This is a genomic window from Rahnella bonaserana (genome assembly GCF_019049675.1).
Lineage (GTDB): Bacteria > Pseudomonadota > Gammaproteobacteria > Enterobacterales > Enterobacteriaceae > Rahnella > Rahnella bonaserana.
On record NZ_JAFMOW010000062.1, the window covers coordinates 1 to 17,455 of the forward strand.

General features: G+C 49.7%; 15 protein-coding genes, 1 tRNA gene and 1 pseudogene. 4 read left to right on the plus strand and 13 right to left on the minus strand.

All coding sequences use genetic code 11. From position 1 onward, the window contains the following. On the plus strand, positions 1–914 hold a 914-nt coding region (locus J1778_RS11550; RefSeq protein WP_217173274.1), incomplete at its 5' end, for a bifunctional hydroxymethylpyrimidine kinase/phosphomethylpyrimidine kinase. A gap of 125 nt (positions 915–1,039) precedes the next feature. Here the strand turns inward: J1778_RS11550 and nudI are convergent. The 7 genes and pseudogenes from nudI to J1778_RS11585 form a co-directional block, all read right to left on the minus strand. After that, entirely contained in the window at positions 1,040–1,465 is a 426-nt protein-coding gene (gene nudI / locus J1778_RS11555) for a nucleoside triphosphatase NudI (RefSeq protein ID WP_217173275.1), read from the minus strand. Between the two features lies 1 nt (position 1,466). Continuing rightward, positions 1,467–2,174: a deoxynucleoside kinase gene (locus J1778_RS11560; RefSeq protein ID WP_217173276.1), complete on the minus strand. Its 708-nt coding sequence runs from the start codon at positions 2,172–2,174 to the stop codon at positions 1,467–1,469. Next, entirely contained in the window at positions 2,171–3,037 is an 867-nt protein-coding gene (locus tag J1778_RS11565; RefSeq protein ID WP_217173277.1) for a radical SAM protein, read from the minus strand. Before J1778_RS11565 ends, J1778_RS11560 begins: the two co-directional genes overlap by 4 nt. A 609-nt stretch (positions 3,038–3,646) precedes the next feature. Beyond that, a pseudogene (locus J1778_RS11570) lies at positions 3,647–4,901 on the minus strand (tyrosine-type recombinase/integrase). Between the two features lie 161 nt (positions 4,902–5,062). After that, a tRNA-Asn gene (locus tag J1778_RS11575) sits at positions 5,063–5,138 on the minus strand. Positions 5,139–5,283: 145 nt separating this feature from the next. Continuing rightward, the gene (mtfA, locus tag J1778_RS11580) at positions 5,284–6,060 is read right to left on the minus strand and encodes a DgsA anti-repressor MtfA (RefSeq protein ID WP_217173471.1); all 777 of its coding nucleotides are present in this window, start codon (positions 6,058–6,060) and stop codon (positions 5,284–5,286) included. A 223-nt stretch (positions 6,061–6,283) separates the two neighbouring features. Beyond that, positions 6,284–7,747, minus strand: coding sequence for an EAL domain-containing protein (locus J1778_RS11585; protein ID WP_420804078.1), 1,464 nt, complete (start codon positions 7,745–7,747; stop codon positions 6,284–6,286). 437 nt (positions 7,748–8,184) lie between these two features. Here J1778_RS11585 and J1778_RS11590 point away from each other — a divergent pair, with 437 nt between their 5' ends. Then, on the plus strand, positions 8,185–9,213 hold the full coding sequence (locus J1778_RS11590; protein WP_217173278.1) for an alpha/beta fold hydrolase: 1,029 nt from the start codon (positions 8,185–8,187) through the stop codon (positions 9,211–9,213). 93 nt (positions 9,214–9,306) lie between these two features. Here J1778_RS11590 and J1778_RS11595 read toward each other — a convergent pair whose 3' ends face one another. Next, positions 9,307–9,813: a phenolic acid decarboxylase gene (locus tag J1778_RS11595; protein WP_112289251.1), complete on the minus strand. Its 507-nt coding sequence runs from the start codon at positions 9,811–9,813 to the stop codon at positions 9,307–9,309. A 145-nt stretch (positions 9,814–9,958) separates the two neighbouring features. Here J1778_RS11595 and J1778_RS11600 point away from each other — a divergent pair, with 145 nt between their 5' ends. Next, the gene (locus tag J1778_RS11600; RefSeq protein WP_217173279.1) at positions 9,959–10,855 is read left to right on the plus strand and encodes a LysR family transcriptional regulator; all 897 of its coding nucleotides are present in this window, start codon (positions 9,959–9,961) and stop codon (positions 10,853–10,855) included. Between the two features lie 70 nt (positions 10,856–10,925). Here J1778_RS11600 and J1778_RS11605 read toward each other — a convergent pair whose 3' ends face one another. Further along, entirely contained in the window at positions 10,926–12,557 is a 1,632-nt protein-coding gene (locus J1778_RS11605) for a phosphoethanolamine transferase (protein WP_217173280.1), read from the minus strand. Between the two features lie 356 nt (positions 12,558–12,913). Here J1778_RS11605 and lpxA point away from each other — a divergent pair, with 356 nt between their 5' ends. Beyond that, positions 12,914–13,702 (plus strand): acyl-ACP--UDP-N-acetylglucosamine O-acyltransferase, encoded by a 789-nt coding sequence (gene lpxA, locus J1778_RS11610; protein WP_238484686.1) that lies wholly within the window; start codon positions 12,914–12,916, stop codon positions 13,700–13,702. Positions 13,703–13,741: 39 nt separating this feature from the next. On the opposite strand, the gene J1778_RS11615 is transcribed toward lpxA, so the two are convergent. The 4 genes from J1778_RS11615 to J1778_RS11630 all read right to left on the minus strand — a co-directional run bounded on the left by J1778_RS11615 (position 13,742) and on the right by J1778_RS11630 (position 17,410). Further along, positions 13,742–14,764, minus strand: a complete 1,023-nt coding sequence (locus J1778_RS11615; RefSeq protein ID WP_217173282.1) for a DUF2891 domain-containing protein — start codon at positions 14,762–14,764, stop codon at positions 13,742–13,744. An 11-nt stretch (positions 14,765–14,775) separates the two neighbouring features. After that, a complete protein-coding gene (locus J1778_RS11620) occupies positions 14,776–15,726 on the minus strand; it encodes a DUF979 domain-containing protein (RefSeq protein WP_217173283.1) in 951 nt (316 codons plus the stop codon). Next, positions 15,723–16,412, minus strand: coding sequence for a DUF969 domain-containing protein (locus J1778_RS11625; protein WP_112289257.1), 690 nt, complete (start codon positions 16,410–16,412; stop codon positions 15,723–15,725). Before J1778_RS11625 ends, J1778_RS11620 begins: the two co-directional genes overlap by 4 nt. Before the next feature lie 338 nt (positions 16,413–16,750). Continuing rightward, the gene (locus J1778_RS11630) at positions 16,751–17,410 is read right to left on the minus strand and encodes an epoxyqueuosine reductase QueH (RefSeq protein ID WP_217173284.1); all 660 of its coding nucleotides are present in this window, start codon (positions 17,408–17,410) and stop codon (positions 16,751–16,753) included. Between the last annotated feature and the right edge of the window lie 45 nt (positions 17,411–17,455).

The following is a 17,455-nucleotide window of genomic DNA, read 5'->3' on the forward strand; positions in this document are numbered from 1 at the left end:
GCATCAGCCTCGCGGAGAATACTGATGATCTGTTGGTCGGAAAAACGCTTCTTCATGGGGATGTCCTCACGTTGCAGATGAAGACATTACTAACATCGGGGTGTACTAATCGACGGGGAGCAGGTCAATTTCTGGCCGACCCGATGAACAGTGACAGCTCATCTCTGGCCCTGCCAGATGTGATTTCCATCCAGTCGCAGGTGATCCGGGGGTGTGTCGGAAACAGCATTGCGCAGCCTGCTCTGACGCGATACGGGCATGACGTGCTTGCCGTACCCACCTGCATACTGAGCCACACACCGGACGGGCAAAACATTTACGGCGGCGAGCTGCCAGATTCCTGGTTTGCGGGGTTTCTGAGCGATATCAGTGACAGGGGGCTCGATGGCGGTCTGCGGGCCGTGGTAACGGGTTTTCTGGGAACGCCTGCTAAAGCCGCCGTATTAAAGCAATGGCTTACCCGCTGCATTACCAGGCATCCCGATCTGCTGGTCGTCATGGATCCGGTGCTGGGTGATAAAGATACGGGTTATTATGTCGATCCTGCACTGACAGAATGGTACAGAGCACAGCTGACCCCGCTGGCAACCGGCCTGACGCCTAATTTGTTTGAACTGGAGTGCCTGAGCGGCAGGGCACTGCAGAGCCGGGATGAGGTTGTGAGTGCGGCGCGCTCACTGCTTCAGGGTAGGACACAGTGGGTAACGGTGACCAGTGCGGATGACTGTGGTGATAACGTCACGGTCAGCGTACTGGTTGTGACCCGCTGCGGATTCTCGCAGATACGCCATGATTTTTATACCGGCGCGCCAAAGGGAACCGGAGATTTGTTTACCGCCGAGCTTACAGCAGCCCTGCTGCGGGGCGCTCCGGCCTGCTCAAGCCTGCTTTGTTTAATGGAGGATGAAGGATGAAAAATTACCGCCTTGCGATTACGAAACAAGGATAGAGTAGGTAGTAGGTAATGGCAGCTCCAGGCTACTTTGACAGACTTAATCGTTAATGACTAAACCCCTGCCATAAAGGCAGGGATTGCTCGCTAAATGAGTCCTTTCTGGAAAAAAGTAACCCGTGTCGCTTCATTCAAATCCATACTTTTCATTGCTTCAGGTGCCACCCAGATAATTTCCTGAAATTCCTCGTTAAAGGTAATATTCCGGTTAGCGGCAATGCAGTCAAATATAAGATAAATCATGTAAATTTCTTCGGTGCTTCCATCTGGATACATTTTAGTCCGGATATCATCACGAAATGCCCACGGCTTAACATCTGTGATACGAAGTTCCTCACCTAGTTCTTCCATGATTTCGCGCCTTAGAGCAGTTTCCATCATTTCGCCGGGTTCCATTCCCCCGCCAGGCAGAGCCCACTGCCCCGGAAAAACCCCACGGTCGGAAGCCATTTTACAAAGCAGATACTCACCGTCATTTTGTATCACAGGGCACACGATTATTCTCTGGCGCATTTTATCTCCTTAACATCATTGCTTTCTGAATTACCCTATCAGAAAAGGTGTCAATTTCACTCGGATGATTACAAATCATAACCCGCTGACGAAGATGTTTCGGAAGATTATCTGTAAAATGCTGATATTCCGCATGCCATCCTTTTATCCATTTAATCTTCATCTCCTCATTTGGAAATTCCTTTGGTCGGACACCATGTTTTTCATCATCATCGAGATGGGTGAGCGAATGCTCTACACTATAATCAATAAAAACAATAACATCAGGCTCCGGTAGCAATTCGTTAACACTATTCCATAGATTTATATAGGAGTCATGTTGCGCCTTACTAATATATTCAGAGCTCAACATAAAATTGATAAATATGACATCCTCAAGATGAGACCGTTCCATCACCAGATTAAACCCCTTGTCCAGCCAGGATTTAATGATCAACGCGCGTTGTATCATAAAGTTGAGCTGAATAAGATATCCATAGTTGCTTGTGTCATCAAACAGATAAGGAAGGAGAGAATGGTGGACGCTTTTTTCGTCTATAGCGATAGTATACGGGTCGTCCTTAAATAAAGATTTTGACAGTCGTCTGAGAAGAGTGCTTTTCCCTACTCCTGAATTTCCAGACAGGCATATATATAACGGTTTTCTCTCGATGTTGCTCTCTTTTTTATCTGCTGACCACGGGTCCATATAAAGATAGTTATATCTCATACAATGAACTCCCTTTCATCCAGCCAGAAACGGTTATTTTCACATTTCTGCATGATTTCATTATTTCCGAAAATTGCATCGATAATCTCTTCTGGCGAATTTGTTAGCATGTTGCCCAGCAGAGTATAGTTTTCACCATCGGGAATAATAATATCAAAATTCGGTTCCATAACAACATTCGCTTTATCTCTCTCTTCGAAGGTGGCCCAACTTATGGGCGTGCCTGGATGTTGTTTTTTCAGGATTTTCATTTTATATGTAAATAAATCAGTATTAATTTCTAGTTTATCTCTTTTCTCTTTCCCTACGCCTAATGGGCAGAACTGATAAAAACGCCATGCTTGGATTTTATAGGGAAGAGCTTCAACCCAACTGACAATATCACTCAACATATTTATATTTGACTGTGAGACCACTGTAGTGAGTTTGATGTTAATGCGGTTATTATTATCTGGAAGCCACGTTAATATATTTTTGATAACTCTGTGCTGGTTACTCATTTTGTCACTGCGAATTTCCGAATTGACGTGCCTATCAATCCCGTCAATTGGTATTCCCACCCAGTCCAGAATCGAATTTAACCGTTCATGATCCATTGTGAAACGATGTCCGACTGTGGACAGATAGGTCATAAAACCCATCTGCTTGGCATACTCAATCATGTTAATGAAATCGTCTCTGGATGTAGGTTCACCACCAGTAAAGCCGATACGACGGAAACCCATTTTATACATGCGTTCAATGACATTAAGGGCACTGGAGAGAGAAGAGTCCTTGATGCCGGGGTTACGGAAACACAGGTCACATCCTAGATTGCAGTGTGAGGTTATTCTAAAATCTAGAAGCAGGTTGCTGATGTCCATTACGAGCCCTCTGAATGTTGATTAGAAATCCCATAACCACAAAAAATCAATGGTTATCAATAAAGGTTACTCTTCTATTGAACAATTTTAAAGCATAGCGATGCTCTTCGAACGGTTGTGCTTCACCCTCTAAAAGAGATGGGTCGCTTGAAAAACGGAAAATAAAGCACATTAAGACTACTTCTTAACCAGCGCCCTCTTGCCTGTTCCTTGGATTGCGGCGTTTCTGTGTCCGAAACCGAGCGATTGCGTGCAGGCATGTAGACAACTTGTAAGAAAGTAAGCGAAACCATTAACGGACAGCCGGATCATTCCGTACACCACTTACGGTTGACGTGTTCCCCGTTGATAAACACTCGGTAATGTTAGTACTACACCCTCACCAATGAGAACAATTACTAACTTCCGCTCTTCGCTCATAACAGACCTAATCCGTTTCCGTGGATAGCTCTGTATGAGAAGCGGACCTCACACCTTCGGTTCACGCAGGACAGTTTGCCTAAAGATGCTCATAAACGGCTTAACAATTTCTCCGAATTGAAGCCAGAAAAATGGCCGTACTAGTTCAGACTGATACGGCCCTTTTTTTGGTTTATTTTGTCAGAGGGATTATCCCATTGTGCATATGCTTCCCTTTCCACAAACATAAGGTGGGATATACTCTTTCCGGCACATATCCAGATAATCCGACCACCACTGCATCATCGCCTTGCGGGCTTCCAGATGCTCCGCCTTGTAGATGTATGCTGCCCGTACGCTATTACGCTCCTGATGGCTCATCTGACGCTCAACCGCATCCTGTGACCAGAGCGCTGATTCAATCAGTGCACTGCAGGCCATTGCCCGGAATCCGTGGCCACAGACATCCTCTTTAGTATTATATTCCATCAGCCGCAGCGCCTTATTAACCGTATTTTCACTCATTGGTCTGTATGAATTACAGCAGTTCTTGATCACCGGAAATTTCTCTTATCTGCTTCAGTATGTCGATGGCCTGTTGTGACCGCGGTACAATATGCGGCGTGCGCATTTTCGCCCCCCTGTCGGAATAGCGGACTTCGGGGATCGGTTCTCGTGTGGCGGGGATAGTCCAGATTTTATTTCTGAAACTTATCTCAGTCCAGCGGGCAAACCGCAGTTCGCTGGAGCGAATAAAGACATGCAGGGTAAGAGAAACAGCCAGCCGGGTTAATTCCCGTCCTTGATGATAGCCGTCAATGCGACTCAAAAGTTCGGGTAGTCGTTCAAAAGGAAGGGCAGGATAGTGACGTTTAACTGGAGGGGAGATTATACCCTCCAAATTTGCAGCGGGATTGTGCTCTATCATCCCCTGATGCACCGCATGCCGCATGATATTGCACAGATGTTGACGAGTACGTGACGCGACTTCCAGCAAACCTTTTGTCTCTATGCCCTTCAGCAGGTCGATAAAATGGCGAGCCTTGAGTTCTGTGACGGGCAGGTGCCCGATTTTCGGGAAGATATGATTTTTCATGCTGGCAAGCAGACGGATGGAGTGGTTCTTTGACCAGGTTCGATTGCTTTTATGCCAGCTTAATGCAACGTGTTTAAAGGTATTTTCTGGTGAGCGAGCTGCTTTGTCTGCGATACGTTGCTGGGCCGGATTGATATTTTGCGCGGGGAGTTTACGGATGCCGTCACGCTGTTGTCGGGCATAAGCCAGAGAAACATCGGGATAGGCCCCTAAGCCGAGGCGGGATTCTTTACCATTGATACGATATTTGAGATACCAGAGACGTGAACCGCCTGGATTAACCAAAAGGTACAGGCCATGAGAATCGGAAACTTTGAAAGGTTTTTCAGAAGGCTTGAGACTGCGGATTTTAGTGTCGTTCAGAGACATATGGTGGTCACTCCATAATCGAACTGAAATGACCCCAAATCAGACCACCAATCTTGCCCGATGCGGAGGGGGAAATGAAAATGCATCGGGAAGACTTTTCACACTAACTCGTTGAATCTAAATCGTATAAAGATTCGTGAAGATGCATGAAAACATAAATATGGCTCCTCTGACTGGACTCGAACCAGTGACATACGGATTAACAGTCCGCCGTTCTACCGACTGAACTACAGAGGAATCGTGTGAACGGGGCGCATAATATCCAGAGGGCAGTGGAGTGTCAACGGCAATTTCCTGAAAAGCAGTCCGACTGCTCAGCAACTAATCAACACAGCCATAAAACTTCACTTTTACATCAGGAAAAATCGTTTAATCGTGCTTTTTAGCAATCACAACGCTGTCCGCGAAGTTGCCTTGCCAGCGGGTCCTGCTGATAAAAACGGGTGAAATGACCGTAAACCAGCGGAAAACGCTCTGAAAGCAGTTCTGGCGCACTAAAGAAATATTCGGAAAGTACCGCAAAACACTCTGCCGGATCGGTCGCGGCGTAAGCATCCATACTGGCCGCTTCTTCGCCAACGGTATCAATTTCATCCTGCAAATTCTGCATCGCCGCCTGTAAATCGTGCTCCCAGGCCACCACTTCGCGCAGGGGAATTGGCGGGATACCGCTCACTTCGCCACCGTTTCGCATATCAAGTTTATGCGCGGCTTCATGGATGATCAGGTTAAAACCGGAATTATCAAATGAGTCTTCGATATCCTGCCAGTTAAGAACGATTGGCCCCTGATCCCAGCTCTGACCGGCGTGAATTTGCGTACCGGCATGAACCAGACCGTTTTCATCCTGCCACGGAGAATCGACAACAAAAGGGGAAGGGTAGAGCAAAATTTCATGAAAACCATCGAGCCACGCAGCACCCAACTCCATGACTGGCAGCGCAAACAGCAGCGCGATACGCGCCTGCATCAGTTCCGTCAGCTCAACGCCTTGCAGAGGAACCAGTCGTTTTTGTTGCAGCAACTGACTGGCGACCTGAATCAGACGCAGTTTTTCATCTTCGTTCAGGCAAGATAAAAGTGGGATATTCAGCGCGTCATTCCACGCCTCTGATTTCTCAATTTTCAGTTCATTCGCTTTCCACGGCCACTTAATCATCATTTTGCTCGCAAAGTGATCATTCGGATTATCAGCAGGCTTTTGCCACAGACTACACCAATATAAGGAACTTCAACAGGTTAGCACCGTCTCAGGATGATTCTGAGTGGATGTTACACATCATGAGATTTTAAGCAAAACGCGCACACGTCTAATCAGACCTGGCTCACGTTATTAGTCTAGTCACAGAGTGAGCAATGCGCCCGCCGCGGAGCATGTCGCTTCAGAGCCACTTGTCGATAAATTCTGCAGGGGGTACCGGCTTTCCAAAAAAGTATCCCTGCAGAAATTCCAGCTGGTAGGGCGCGAGATAATCCACCTGCGTCTGGGTTTCGATTCCTTCTGCCACGATAATCATTTGCAGGCGTTTAGCGAGATCGATGACGTTATCGACGATATGCCCGGCCAGCGCATCGGTGCCAATCCTGCCTATGAAACTCTGATCAATCTTCAGAATATCGATGTGGAATTTTTGCAAATACGCCAGGCTGGAATGCCCGGTACCAAAGTCATCCATGGCAATCAGCACCCCCATTCTGCGCAGGGCATTGAACAGGCCGTGGGTGGTTTCTGACGGTTCGATGAGTTCGCGCTCTGTCAGCTCAAGCACCAGATTGATCGGATTCGCTTTAAAAGCATCAATAAATGCTTTGCAGTCTTCGGCCAGTGACAGATCTTTGAAATGGCTGGCGCAGATATTGAACCCGAAATGGAAATTTTTCGGCAACTCAGCGGCCATCGGGCCGAACTGATCACGCACCTGCGCCATCATCTGTCGTGTCATTGGCACAATCAGCCCGCTTTCTTCTGCCAGCGGGATGAACTGATAAGGCGGGATCAGCCCGGATTGGGGATGCTGCCAGCGCATCAGCACTTCAACGCCGGTCAGTTCGTGCGTGGTGCCATCCACCACGGGCTGTAAATAAGGGATGAACTGTTTTTTCTCCAGCGCTTCTTTCAGCGCCGCGGTCGGGCTGCCGACACGCCCAAGCAGACTGTAGGTCATGAACGCGATAAATAAACTGAGTAACGGGAACAAGACCAGACTGACGGTAGCGTAATCAAAAACATAGCTCCAGTGGTCGCTTGGCCGGATCACCAGGCGGATCGCATAGGGATAGTTCTCAGACGTGAGCTCCATGCGTTCACCGTCCGGCCAGCCTTCACCGGTATGAATCATGCCTTTGCTGTCCATCCATTTGTCACCCACCTGTAACACCAGATAAGCGTGTGTGCTGAGCAATGAGAGAATATTGTGTAGAAAATAGCCATCGACACCGACCACAACGCCGCTGCCGTTGACGTCATGACGATATGCAATGAGGGGATGGTCGGGCGTGACGCTGTTGCCGCTCATCAGCATCAGCCTGCCACCGACGTATTTGTCGGTCGAGATATTGTCAGCCCGCGGGCCGAACAGGGATGCGCAATAGATCGTATTCTGGTGGTACAGGTTAACCGTGCGAACATTGGGCACTTTGGCAACCTGCCAGCGTAGCGCCTGCACTGTGCTGGCATCACACGGGACACCAATCAGGTTTTCAACGGCGCTGGTCGCAATGGCGGCATTATCCAGCGTCATATCCACCAGCCTCACCGATTGTTGCAGATTTGCGCCGGTATCCCGGCGTAATCCCTGGGAGGTTTGCCACGAGATCGCCAGTATGCCGACTGCCGCGACCAACATGAACGCAAGCAGCGCGAGGCAAATCCGGATATAAGGTCGGTTTAACCAGTTTGAGGTCAAAGAGATATCCACCAGTGAGAGACAGAGCAAGAAGTTTTGTCCTGTTAATATAACCCATAATGGTGTTAACCATTGTTATAGCTACATAAGAAGATTAATTTCACGTCATGAATAACCCGTTTTTTGATAAAAATCATGAATAGTTGATTTTTAATTATTTTTTATATGAATCAAATATTGTCAGCATGTTTTCCCGGCAGAAGCACTGTGGTGGCATTATTCCAGGTAGCCGGGCGGTCTGATTGACCGGTTTGAGCTGAGATCCAAACACTACGTCAGTTCGTGCGGTTTCAGTTTTATCGGGTTTTACTGGCGGCATAAAGTTTGTAGCATAAGACTTTATGCCGCCTGTCGGTCACCGACACCAGGACTATCCGATGCTTCCCCGTTTTAAAGTGCTTCTTTCTGCCGCTGTGTTGTCTCTTTCCTTTTCAGGTGCAGTCTTTTCCGGCTCAGCGTTTGCTGCCGATGCGCCGGGATACGGGCCGCAACTACAGGGCTTTGATTATCCTTTCCCGCTGAAACAGTTCTCTTTTAATTCCCAGGGTGCGCCGTTGCAAATGGGGTATATGGACGTTGCTCCCACCGGGCATAAAAATGGTCAGACCGTGGTGCTGATGCACGGTAAGAATTTCTGTGCCGCGACCTGGGGGGACACCATTTCGGCGCTGGTGAGTAAAGGTTATCGGGTGATCGCGCCTGATCAGGTCGGGTTCTGTTCATCGACCAAACCTTCCCATTACCAGTACAGCTTTCAGCAACTGGCGACCAATACCCATGAGTTACTGAAAAGCCTGAAAATAACCAAAGCTGTGATTGTCGGACATTCCACCGGCGGCATGCTGGCGACGCGCTACAGCCTGATGTTCGCCCCGGAAGTAGCGAAACTGGTGCTGGTGAATCCGATTGGTCTGGAAGACTGGAAAGCCAAGGGGGTGCCATATCGTACCGTGGATCAGTGGTATGATCGTGAGCTGAAAACGTCGGCTGACAGCATTAAACAGTATGAACTCAAAACCTATTACGTGAATAAGTGGAAACCGGAATACGACCGCTGGGTCGATATGCTGGCGGGGCTGAACAACGGGCCGGGGCATAAACTGGTGGCCTGGAACTCTGCGCTGATTTACGACATGATTTTCACCCAGCCGGTCGTTTACGAGTTCAAAAATCTGCGCGTACCGACCACGCTGATGATAGGCACGGCTGACACCACAGCGATTGGCAGCGATATTGCACCGCCTGCGGTAAAAGCCAAAATCGGTCACTACAATGTGCTCGGTAAACAGGTTGCGAAACTGATCCCCCATGCGAAACTGATCGAATTTAAAGGCCTCGGCCATGCGCCGCAGATGGAAGAGCCGGAGAAATTTAACGCGGCCTTGCTGAAAACGCTGTCGCGCTGATTTCCCTTTTTCCCTTTCAGTAATAAAAAACCGCAGCCTTTACGGGCCGCGGTTTTTTTCATCGTTATAATCTCTCAGAGGGAATTAACGAGATTAACGCAGATTGTCCGGGAAGTTGGCTGGCAGTTCGCTCGCTGCACAGTCGATGACGGTGTCATTATCCGCACCACAATCACGCACGAAGGTGATGGTCGCGAATTCGTCGATAACTTCAGTCGGATACGCCGGACCCGCATCACGGTAAGAGTTCATCAGCGGAATGTGATCGTTCTGGAAGCAGACGGTTTTTTCCGGATTATTCATCACCCAGCGTGGGAAGAAAATGGTGCCGTGGAACACGTTATCACCCAGATTCACAATCAGACTGACGTCAGTCCCGGTCGGTTCAGTCCAGGAAATTTTGTACACATCAGATGCCACCCGCACGATATAGGCTTTCTGATCTTTCACCCAACGGTTGCCGACCAGCCCGCTGTGAATACGGTAATCCAGGGTCTGCGCGTTTTTGACGTAGATTTCATAATTCCAGCCGTTGTCGTAGGTGTAAACCACGTGTTTGCCAACGAAACCGCTCAGGTCATGTTTATCAAATGTGCTCATGGTCGTTCTCCTTAAGTCATTATTGGAATGAAACGCTTCGTTTCGATGAAAGAATAATACACCTCAAAAAACTGATAAAAAAACGCTGATTTCAGATGGAAATCATCTAAAATTTAGATGTGTTATTTTCTCAAAGGACGAAAGTATGGCGCTGCCAAGAACCACACTGGAGCAATGGGTGGTGTTACAAACCGTGATTGAACAGGGCAGTTACGCGCAGGCGGCAACGGTGCTCAACCGCAGTCAGTCTTCCGTCAGTTATGCCCTGAGCGGCTTACAGGAACGCATCGGTTTACCCTTGCTGGAAATCAACGGCAGAAAGGCGACGCTGACTGAACAAGGGCGCGCCTTGCTGGCGCAGGCGACACCGCTGATCTCGGCATTTTTACAGCTTGAACACCGGGCTGCAGGACTGAAAGACGGCGTGCGAACTGAGCTGAGTCTGGTGGTCGACAGCGTGTTTCCCAAAAACAGGCTATTCCGCGCGTTAAAACACTTTCAGTCGCAATTTCCGGATACAAGGGTGCATCTGACGGAGATTCTGCGCGGCGAAAGTCTTGCACAACTCAGTGAACAATCTGCCGATTTGTATATCACCACGCTGGCACCTGAAAACGCTATTCACGGGCGTTTTCTGCTGGATGTGGACTTTGTTCCGGTGGCGAAAAGCGATCATCCGCTGTTGTCTTTGCCTGCTCCGCTGACCGCTCAGGATCTGGCGCGCTTCCCGCTGATAAGCGTTGCTGATCGTCACGCGCCCCCTGAAGATAAACATCCGACAGGCACGGTGGCGCACTGGACATTTACCACGGTCGGTGCGGCGCTGGAGGCTATTTCAGTAGGCGTCGGTTACGGCTGGTTGCCGCTGGACAGTGTGGATAACGCGCTGAAAAACGGATTGCTCAGCCGCCTGATGCTCTCGGCCAGAACCGTCAGACAAACGTCGCTGTATATGGTGCTGGATGATGAAACGCAGCGCTATGATCAGACGGTCAGTGCGCTGGCGAAAAGTATTCAGGAGGCGTGCGGTTTGCTGCCGTGATGTCCGGCAGCAAACCGTTTTAAGAACGTGGGTTCAGTTCAGTTTCGTTCTAAAGAGAGAGCAGAGCCGATCAACGAGACGCTTTACAGGCGGCAAAAATATCGAGCTGAGGGTCACGTTCTGACGTCTGAACATTCATCGCGCTCAGCACGGTATGGAACAGATTATCTTGTGAGACATCTTTGTTTGCCGCATTGGTTTTCAGGCATTGCATGTCGATTCCCTGCGCTTTCGCATAACTTTCGGAAAGCCAGAACAGCATCGGAACATGTGTTTGCTGGGCAGGCGCCACGCGGTATGGCGTGCCGTGCAGATACAGACCGTTTTCGCCAAGCGATTCGCCGTGATCAGAAAGGTAAATCACCGCCACGTTATATTTATCCTGATATTGCTTCGCCTTTTCAATGACCTGCGACACCAGATAATCGGTGTAGAGCACAGTATTGTCGTAGGTATTGACCAGCTGTTCCTGTGTGCAGTTTTCAATGTCGCTGCGCGGACAGTCTGGCGTGAACTTACGGAATTCCGGCGGATAACGTCTGGAATAGGTCGGCCCGTGACTGCCAATCAGATGCAGGGCGATCAGCGTATTTTTGCCGTCCGGCTTGATATCGTTATCAATATTCTGCATCAGCGCCATATCGTAACAGGTGTCCCCATCGCAATATTTACCGTCATTTTTAGTATCGATAATGACATTTGGCACGCGGTCACAGACACCTTTACAGCCTTCATCGTTATCTTTCCAGAACACGGAAACGCCAGCTTTATGCAGGATATCCAGCAAGCCTTCGCTGTTTCGGGCGCGGTTAGCGTCATAGCTGGTGCGTTTCATATTTGAGAACATGCACGGCACGGAAATCGCCGTTGCCGTTCCGCATGACGTCATTTTGCTGAAATTCACTACATCCGGAATGGCCTGAGTGAACTGATTAGTCGGTTTGCTATAACCATTCCATGACTGGTTTTGTGCCCGCGCGGTTTCACCCACGACCAGAAACACCAGATTCGGTTTCTGTCCCGGTTGTTGTACCAGTTTTGCATCGTCACCAATCGTCCGGAACGGCATTTTCGGCGTGAAATAACGGTGATTCATGTACTGGAAAGCACTGTACAGATAGTTGGTGGGGACGATTTCCAGATTAAGCGTGCGGTTGTTACGTCCGACTGACGCGTAATCTTTATAGAAAACACCGGCAACCGACGCCACCACCAGCAATGAAATCACCATCGACACCAGACGCACGCCGAGACGGTGCAGCGGGGTTTTCTCATAGCTGACAGGCGTCAGGAATAACAAAATTGCAGGCAGGACGCCGGTAAACACAAACCACAGCACCACTTTGAGATTGAGGTACGACGTTGCCTCGGCAGATTGCGTCTCCATGATGTTTTCAATCATGCCGCGGTCGAAAACAATCTGAAAGGTCATCATCGCAAAACTGGCGAGTGCGCTGACCGGCAGCACAATGATGAAAAAGGGCTTAAGCAATGGCCGGAAGCTGAACGGGGTGAACACAAAGTTCAGGGCAGCAAACAGCGCGACCGGAATGCTCAGGGCAAAAGCCAGATTATACGCAGGCAACGCATGGAGAATGCGATAAAAGTGCAGCAGAATCGGCAGGTTGACCACAAAAGTGAAGTACAGCGTCAGGAGCAAGGTCAGCTTAAAATAGCTGATTTTCGGCAATAAATGGCGCAATGAAAACTCCCAAAAGGGGTGAAAAAGCATACGTAATGTGAGGCAAACGTAACGTGCAGAAATGGATGGTTGAAATCATATTCGTTGAAGCTTAAGAAAGCCTTAATGGAAGTGTCATAAATGTTTAACGTGATGCCTTTTTGTAAAAGGTTCAGAAAATAAATAAAATATAGTTAGCCTGTTTTTTGCTCCGTTCCCTTATCCTGTGCGGTATAGCGCGGCGCTGTTTAAACATAAACCGTTTCGTTTAAGCCTTTCTGAGTGCGTTCCTTCCGCTCATTCTGACCCTCCCTGATTACTCCTGACACGTTTAATTCACCACTGGCGGCTTACCTGCTGACAGAAGGACGTTTGTGTTGATTTCAACTTCGGCCACCATTTCGGCCAGCAGTATCATCGAATCTGATGTCATGATCGGCCCGCAGGTGGTTATCGGGCCTTTTTGTGTCATTTCCGCCGGTGTGCAAATCGGTGAAGGGACAATTATTTCTTCGCATACAGTCATCACCGGCAATACGAAAATCGGCTCATATAACCAGATTGGGATGGGTTCTTCGATTGGCGAAATCAGTCAGGATCTGAAATATGCCGGAGAAGCTGCCGGGCTCGAAATTGGCAACCGTAACAGGATCGGGCGTCACGCTACCTTGCATCGGGGAACTGCACAGGGCGGGGGATTGACCCGTATCGGCGATGACAATAATTTCGAGCGCGGCGTGCATATCGGCCATGACTGTCAGGTAGGGAATGCAACTTTTATCGGGGAGAACAGCGGGCTGGCCGGACACGTTGTGCTGGGAGATGAATCGCAAATAGATGCCATGTGCGCGGTGCATCAGTTTTGCATTATTGGTACGGGAGCCCGTTTGCTGGCCGGATCCTGCGTTGTGCAGGATGTACCGCCCTACGTTCAGGCTGGCGGCAACCGCGCGTCACCGCAAGGGATTAATGAACGGGCAGATGCATTCAGACAGGCAGAACCTGCTGTGCGTGAGGTGATCCACTATCTCTATGACCTGCTGTATCACCAGCAGGCGGCGATCGAAAAAGTAAGACTGGAGATCGCACGTCTGAGTGCTGAATATCCGCTTCTGTGCCATTTCAATGAATTCTTCCTCCGTTCAGCGCGCGGGATTGTGCGCTAGTTTTTCACCAACAATCCGCTCGCTGAACGGAGGAAACGGTCAGGCTTCGAGTGCCAGCAAGGCAAACGTTGCCAGCCAGTGTTCGCCCATATAGGTGCTATCGAGGTGATCCAGTGCGCTGTGTAAATGGGCTTCGGCGGTCTGACGCAGGAGCGCAGCACGCGGATCACCCGCAGGTAATACCGATGCCAGCGAACGCTGACACCAGGCGCGGCTGAGATTGAGTCCGTCGAGATGCCCGATTTTGCCATCATTGCGGTCAGTCACGGTCGCTGGGGTGAACAGCGTCGCGGGCTGGCTGTGTGCCAGTTCAGGCAGAAAACGCCCAAACCAGGTGACAAAGGCGTCGCGTGGTAACACGCGGCGCATCAGCTCGGCTTCCATCAGGGAAGGGGAAAGAAATTCATCGCCACCCGGTTCCCACGCCTGACAATGCACATCTTCCAGATGCCAGCGCAGCGCCGTTTCTTCGATGGTTGACGCCAGCGCAGAATGTTTAACACTGCGCGCATAATCGAGCGTCAATGCCAGGGCAAAGGCGGTATTAAAGTGACTGCCGACGCGCAGCGGATACGTGGCTTTTGGCAGGAAGTCAGTAAAGCTTTTTTCAAAAAAGTGACTCATCGGCGTCAGCGTTTTGGCCCATACTGCGGCCTGCGGTAATGCCATCTCATGCAGTTGCTGAGTCAGCGCCAGAAACCACGCCCAGCCGTAAGGACGCTCAAACCCGTTATGTTGCGGCTGCTGCAGATAAGCCATCTCACCCGCGACGTTTTCGGCGGTGAAATGCGCCGTCACCACGCTGATGATTTTTCCGGCTTCCGGCAGGTCAGGAAAGCGATCCAGCAAACGTAATAACAGCCAGTAGCCATGAACGCAGGAATGCCAGTCGTAACTGCCGTAAAAAATCGGATGCAGCTGGCGCGGAGTTTGCGCATCCGCGGCGCTGCTCATGGCGTGCATGATTTTATTAGGATACTCGCGCGTTAAATGATTCAGCGCCAGCGAGGCAAAGCGGGACGCCATTTCTGGCGTCAGGGTGGTAGTCGGTTGCGTTGTCATCTTTTGCCTTATCAGAAACGGAACACAAAGAGATACATAAAGGCAGTGTTAACCAGTAACAGCAAAACGCCGGTTTTCCACTGTGCTTTGATCACGCCATTTTTGTCCTGCAGTTCAAGTAACGCCGCCGGAACGATGTTGAAGTTCGCCGCCATCGGCGTCATCAGCGTTCCGCAAAAACCGGACAACATCCCGATAGCGCCCATAATGGCGGGGTTTCCGCCCAGCTGGTTAACGATGAGCGGCAAACCGATACCGGCTGTCATCACCGGGAATGCGGCGAAACCGTTACCCATAATCATGGTGAACAGCGCCATGCCGAAGGTATAAGCGACAACAATCGCCAGCGGAGATCCCAGCGGAATAATGTTTTTCACCAGTTCAGATACCACGCCGCCAACCCCCGCCAGTGCAAACAGTGCACCGAGTGCGGCCAGCATTTGCGGCAAAATAGCCGCCCAACCAACGGTATCCATCGTCTGACCACCCGCTTTAATCGCCTTGACCGGCGAATCACGCAGCATGATCAGCGCAGCAATAAACGCGACCAGCGTGCCGATCACCAGTGAAATCAGCGTGACGTTTTTGGCCTCCACCAGCGGGGTGTATTTCAGTGTCAGCGTGCCAATCAGGGTAACAACCGGGATCAGCAGAGCGGGAATAAACAGTTTATTGCCAAAACGCTTCGCACCGGCTTCACGTTTTTCTACCATTTCAGGCTGATCGTTATCCGTTTTGCCTTTACCGAGTTTGCCGGTACCGGCGATGACGGCCAGTAAAATGGCCATGCAGCCGGTTACAAAGTGCGGTAACTCACCGCCGAACAGGAAGGTGATGCCGTAAATGCCCCAGAACAGCGCGTTGACATAACGGCGTGCGTTGCTTTTATCACGCAGGTTAAAAAAGGCGTAAGCGCAAAACATCAGTCCCGCGAGGATATAAACGGTTTGTAAGGTGATCATTTCGCTGCGCTCCCGTGATGAACGTCAAAACGCTTTGCCAGCGAGCGGTCAAGCAGCCACAAACGAATAAAGTGGATAATCAGTGCAGCGATGGCCGTCGGGATTGCCCAGACGGAAAGATGCAGCGGCTCGACGTTAATGCCGTATTGCTCAAGAAAACCTTTGATCAGCAGAATGGATTGCACCGCGATAAAGATATCCTCACCGAAAAATACCGCAACGTTATCCGCCGCTGCAGCGTGAGCACGGATTTTCTGGCGCACATCATTGGGTAGATCACCGTATTTGGTGGTGGCCGCTGCTTCTGCCATGGGTGCAATCAGCGGGCGTACCATCTGTGCGTGGCCGCCAAGGGAATTGAGCCCCAGCGCGGCAGTCATCTGGCGCAGGAAAAAATACAACATCAGAACCCGCCCGGTGGTCGCAGCGTGGACTTTCGATATCAGATGCCGCGCCTGTTCCTTGAGGCCGCTGCGCTCAAGAATAGCAATCACCGGAAGCGTCAGCCAGATCAGGCCCATATAGCGGTTATCGGTAAAAGCTTTGCCGAAAGCGCTGATAATCTCAACGGTATGCATACCGCCCGCCAGCCCGGTAGAAATACCGGCGACGGTGACCACTAATAATGGATTAAACCGCAGTGCGAACCCCAGCACGACGATCGGAATACCAATTAAAACCCACATGGTGTGTCCCTCAATGATGTTGTGATTGTTTTATATTTTTGATGGTTCTCTGTCTGGTGAATACACCGGTAATAACCCTGTGTAATTACATAGATCTAATTCGCATAAAAATGCGTGAAGCGGAAAGTAACAAGCGTCATGGCTGAACGCAAGATGCAAAAAATAACGAAAACTCTCACGCGAGAATGGTTAAATCAGGCGGAAAATTACTATGACAATATAAATAACTGACCGCAGATTTTTATCTGGTGTATCTGACAGGTGAGGGAAGAAATAGCAGAATAATGAACCCGACGCGCTGGCCGGGTTGGAAGGGAATACAGGAAACAGAAAGTCGGTTATTCGTCGTCTTCGTCGCCGTAATATTTTACGCCGAGTTTGATCAGCCCGCGGCCCTGTGACTTGCGGTGTAAGTTACTGTCACGTAAGGAGTAAACGCACCCGCAGTATTCCTGCTGATAGAAGCGCTCGCGCTTGCTGATTTCAATCATACGCGCTGAACCGCCTTTTTTACGCCAGTTATAATCCCAGTAGACCATGCCCGGATAAGGCGCTGCCGCACGTTCGCCACAGCCAGTAATTTGTTTCATATCTTTCCAGCGCGATATACCCAGGCAACTGGTGATGGCACTGAAACCATTTTCCCAGGCATAAAGTGCCGTGCGTTCAAAGCGCATATCAAAACACATGGTGCAACGCTCGCCGCGCTCAGGTGCATTTTCCATTCCTTTAGCACGTTCAAACCAATTATCGGTGTCGTAATCCGCATCAATAAATGGAATTCCATGTTGCTCAGCGAAACGCATATTTTCTTCTTTGCGCAGCATATATTCTTTCTGCGGGTGAATATTCGGGTTGTAGAAATAGATTGTATAGTCGATACCCGATGCCTGAATGGCTTCCATCACTTCACCTGAGCAGGGCGCACAGCAGGAGTGCAGCAGCAGTTTATCGTGTCCTTCAGGAAGCGTGAGCTTTTCGCGAATTAAATCAGACATTGTTATTCACCAAAATGTAGGAATTTCTTTATCTATTATTACGTC

Bases quoted from the DNA above. Each gene is read 5' to 3' on its own strand.
- nudI (WP_217173275.1), bottom strand. From the start codon at position 1,465: ATGCGCCAGAGAATAATCGTGTGCCCTGTGATACAAAATGACGGTGAG.
- J1778_RS11560 (WP_217173276.1), bottom strand. From the start codon at position 2,174: ATGAGATATAACTATCTTTATATGGACCCGTGGTCAGCAGATAAAAAA.
- J1778_RS11565 (WP_217173277.1), bottom strand. From the start codon at position 3,037: ATGGACATCAGCAACCTGCTTCTAGATTTTAGAATAACCTCACACTGC.
- mtfA (WP_217173471.1), bottom strand. From the start codon at position 6,060: ATGATTAAGTGGCCGTGGAAAGCGAATGAACTGAAAATTGAGAAATCA.
- J1778_RS11585 (WP_420804078.1), bottom strand. From the start codon at position 7,747: ATGTTGGTCGCGGCAGTCGGCATACTGGCGATCTCGTGGCAAACCTCC.
- J1778_RS11590 (WP_217173278.1), top strand. From the start codon at position 8,185: ATGCTTCCCCGTTTTAAAGTGCTTCTTTCTGCCGCTGTGTTGTCTCTT.
- J1778_RS11595 (WP_112289251.1), bottom strand. From the start codon at position 9,813: ATGAGCACATTTGATAAACATGACCTGAGCGGTTTCGTTGGCAAACAC.
- J1778_RS11600 (WP_217173279.1), top strand. From the start codon at position 9,959: ATGGCGCTGCCAAGAACCACACTGGAGCAATGGGTGGTGTTACAAACC.
- J1778_RS11615 (WP_217173282.1), bottom strand. From the start codon at position 14,764: ATGACAACGCAACCGACTACCACCCTGACGCCAGAAATGGCGTCCCGC.
- J1778_RS11620 (WP_217173283.1), bottom strand. From the start codon at position 15,726: ATGATCACCTTACAAACCGTTTATATCCTCGCGGGACTGATGTTTTGC.
- J1778_RS11625 (WP_112289257.1), bottom strand. From the start codon at position 16,412: ATGTGGGTTTTAATTGGTATTCCGATCGTCGTGCTGGGGTTCGCACTG.
- J1778_RS11630 (WP_217173284.1), bottom strand. From the start codon at position 17,410: ATGTCTGATTTAATTCGCGAAAAGCTCACGCTTCCTGAAGGACACGAT.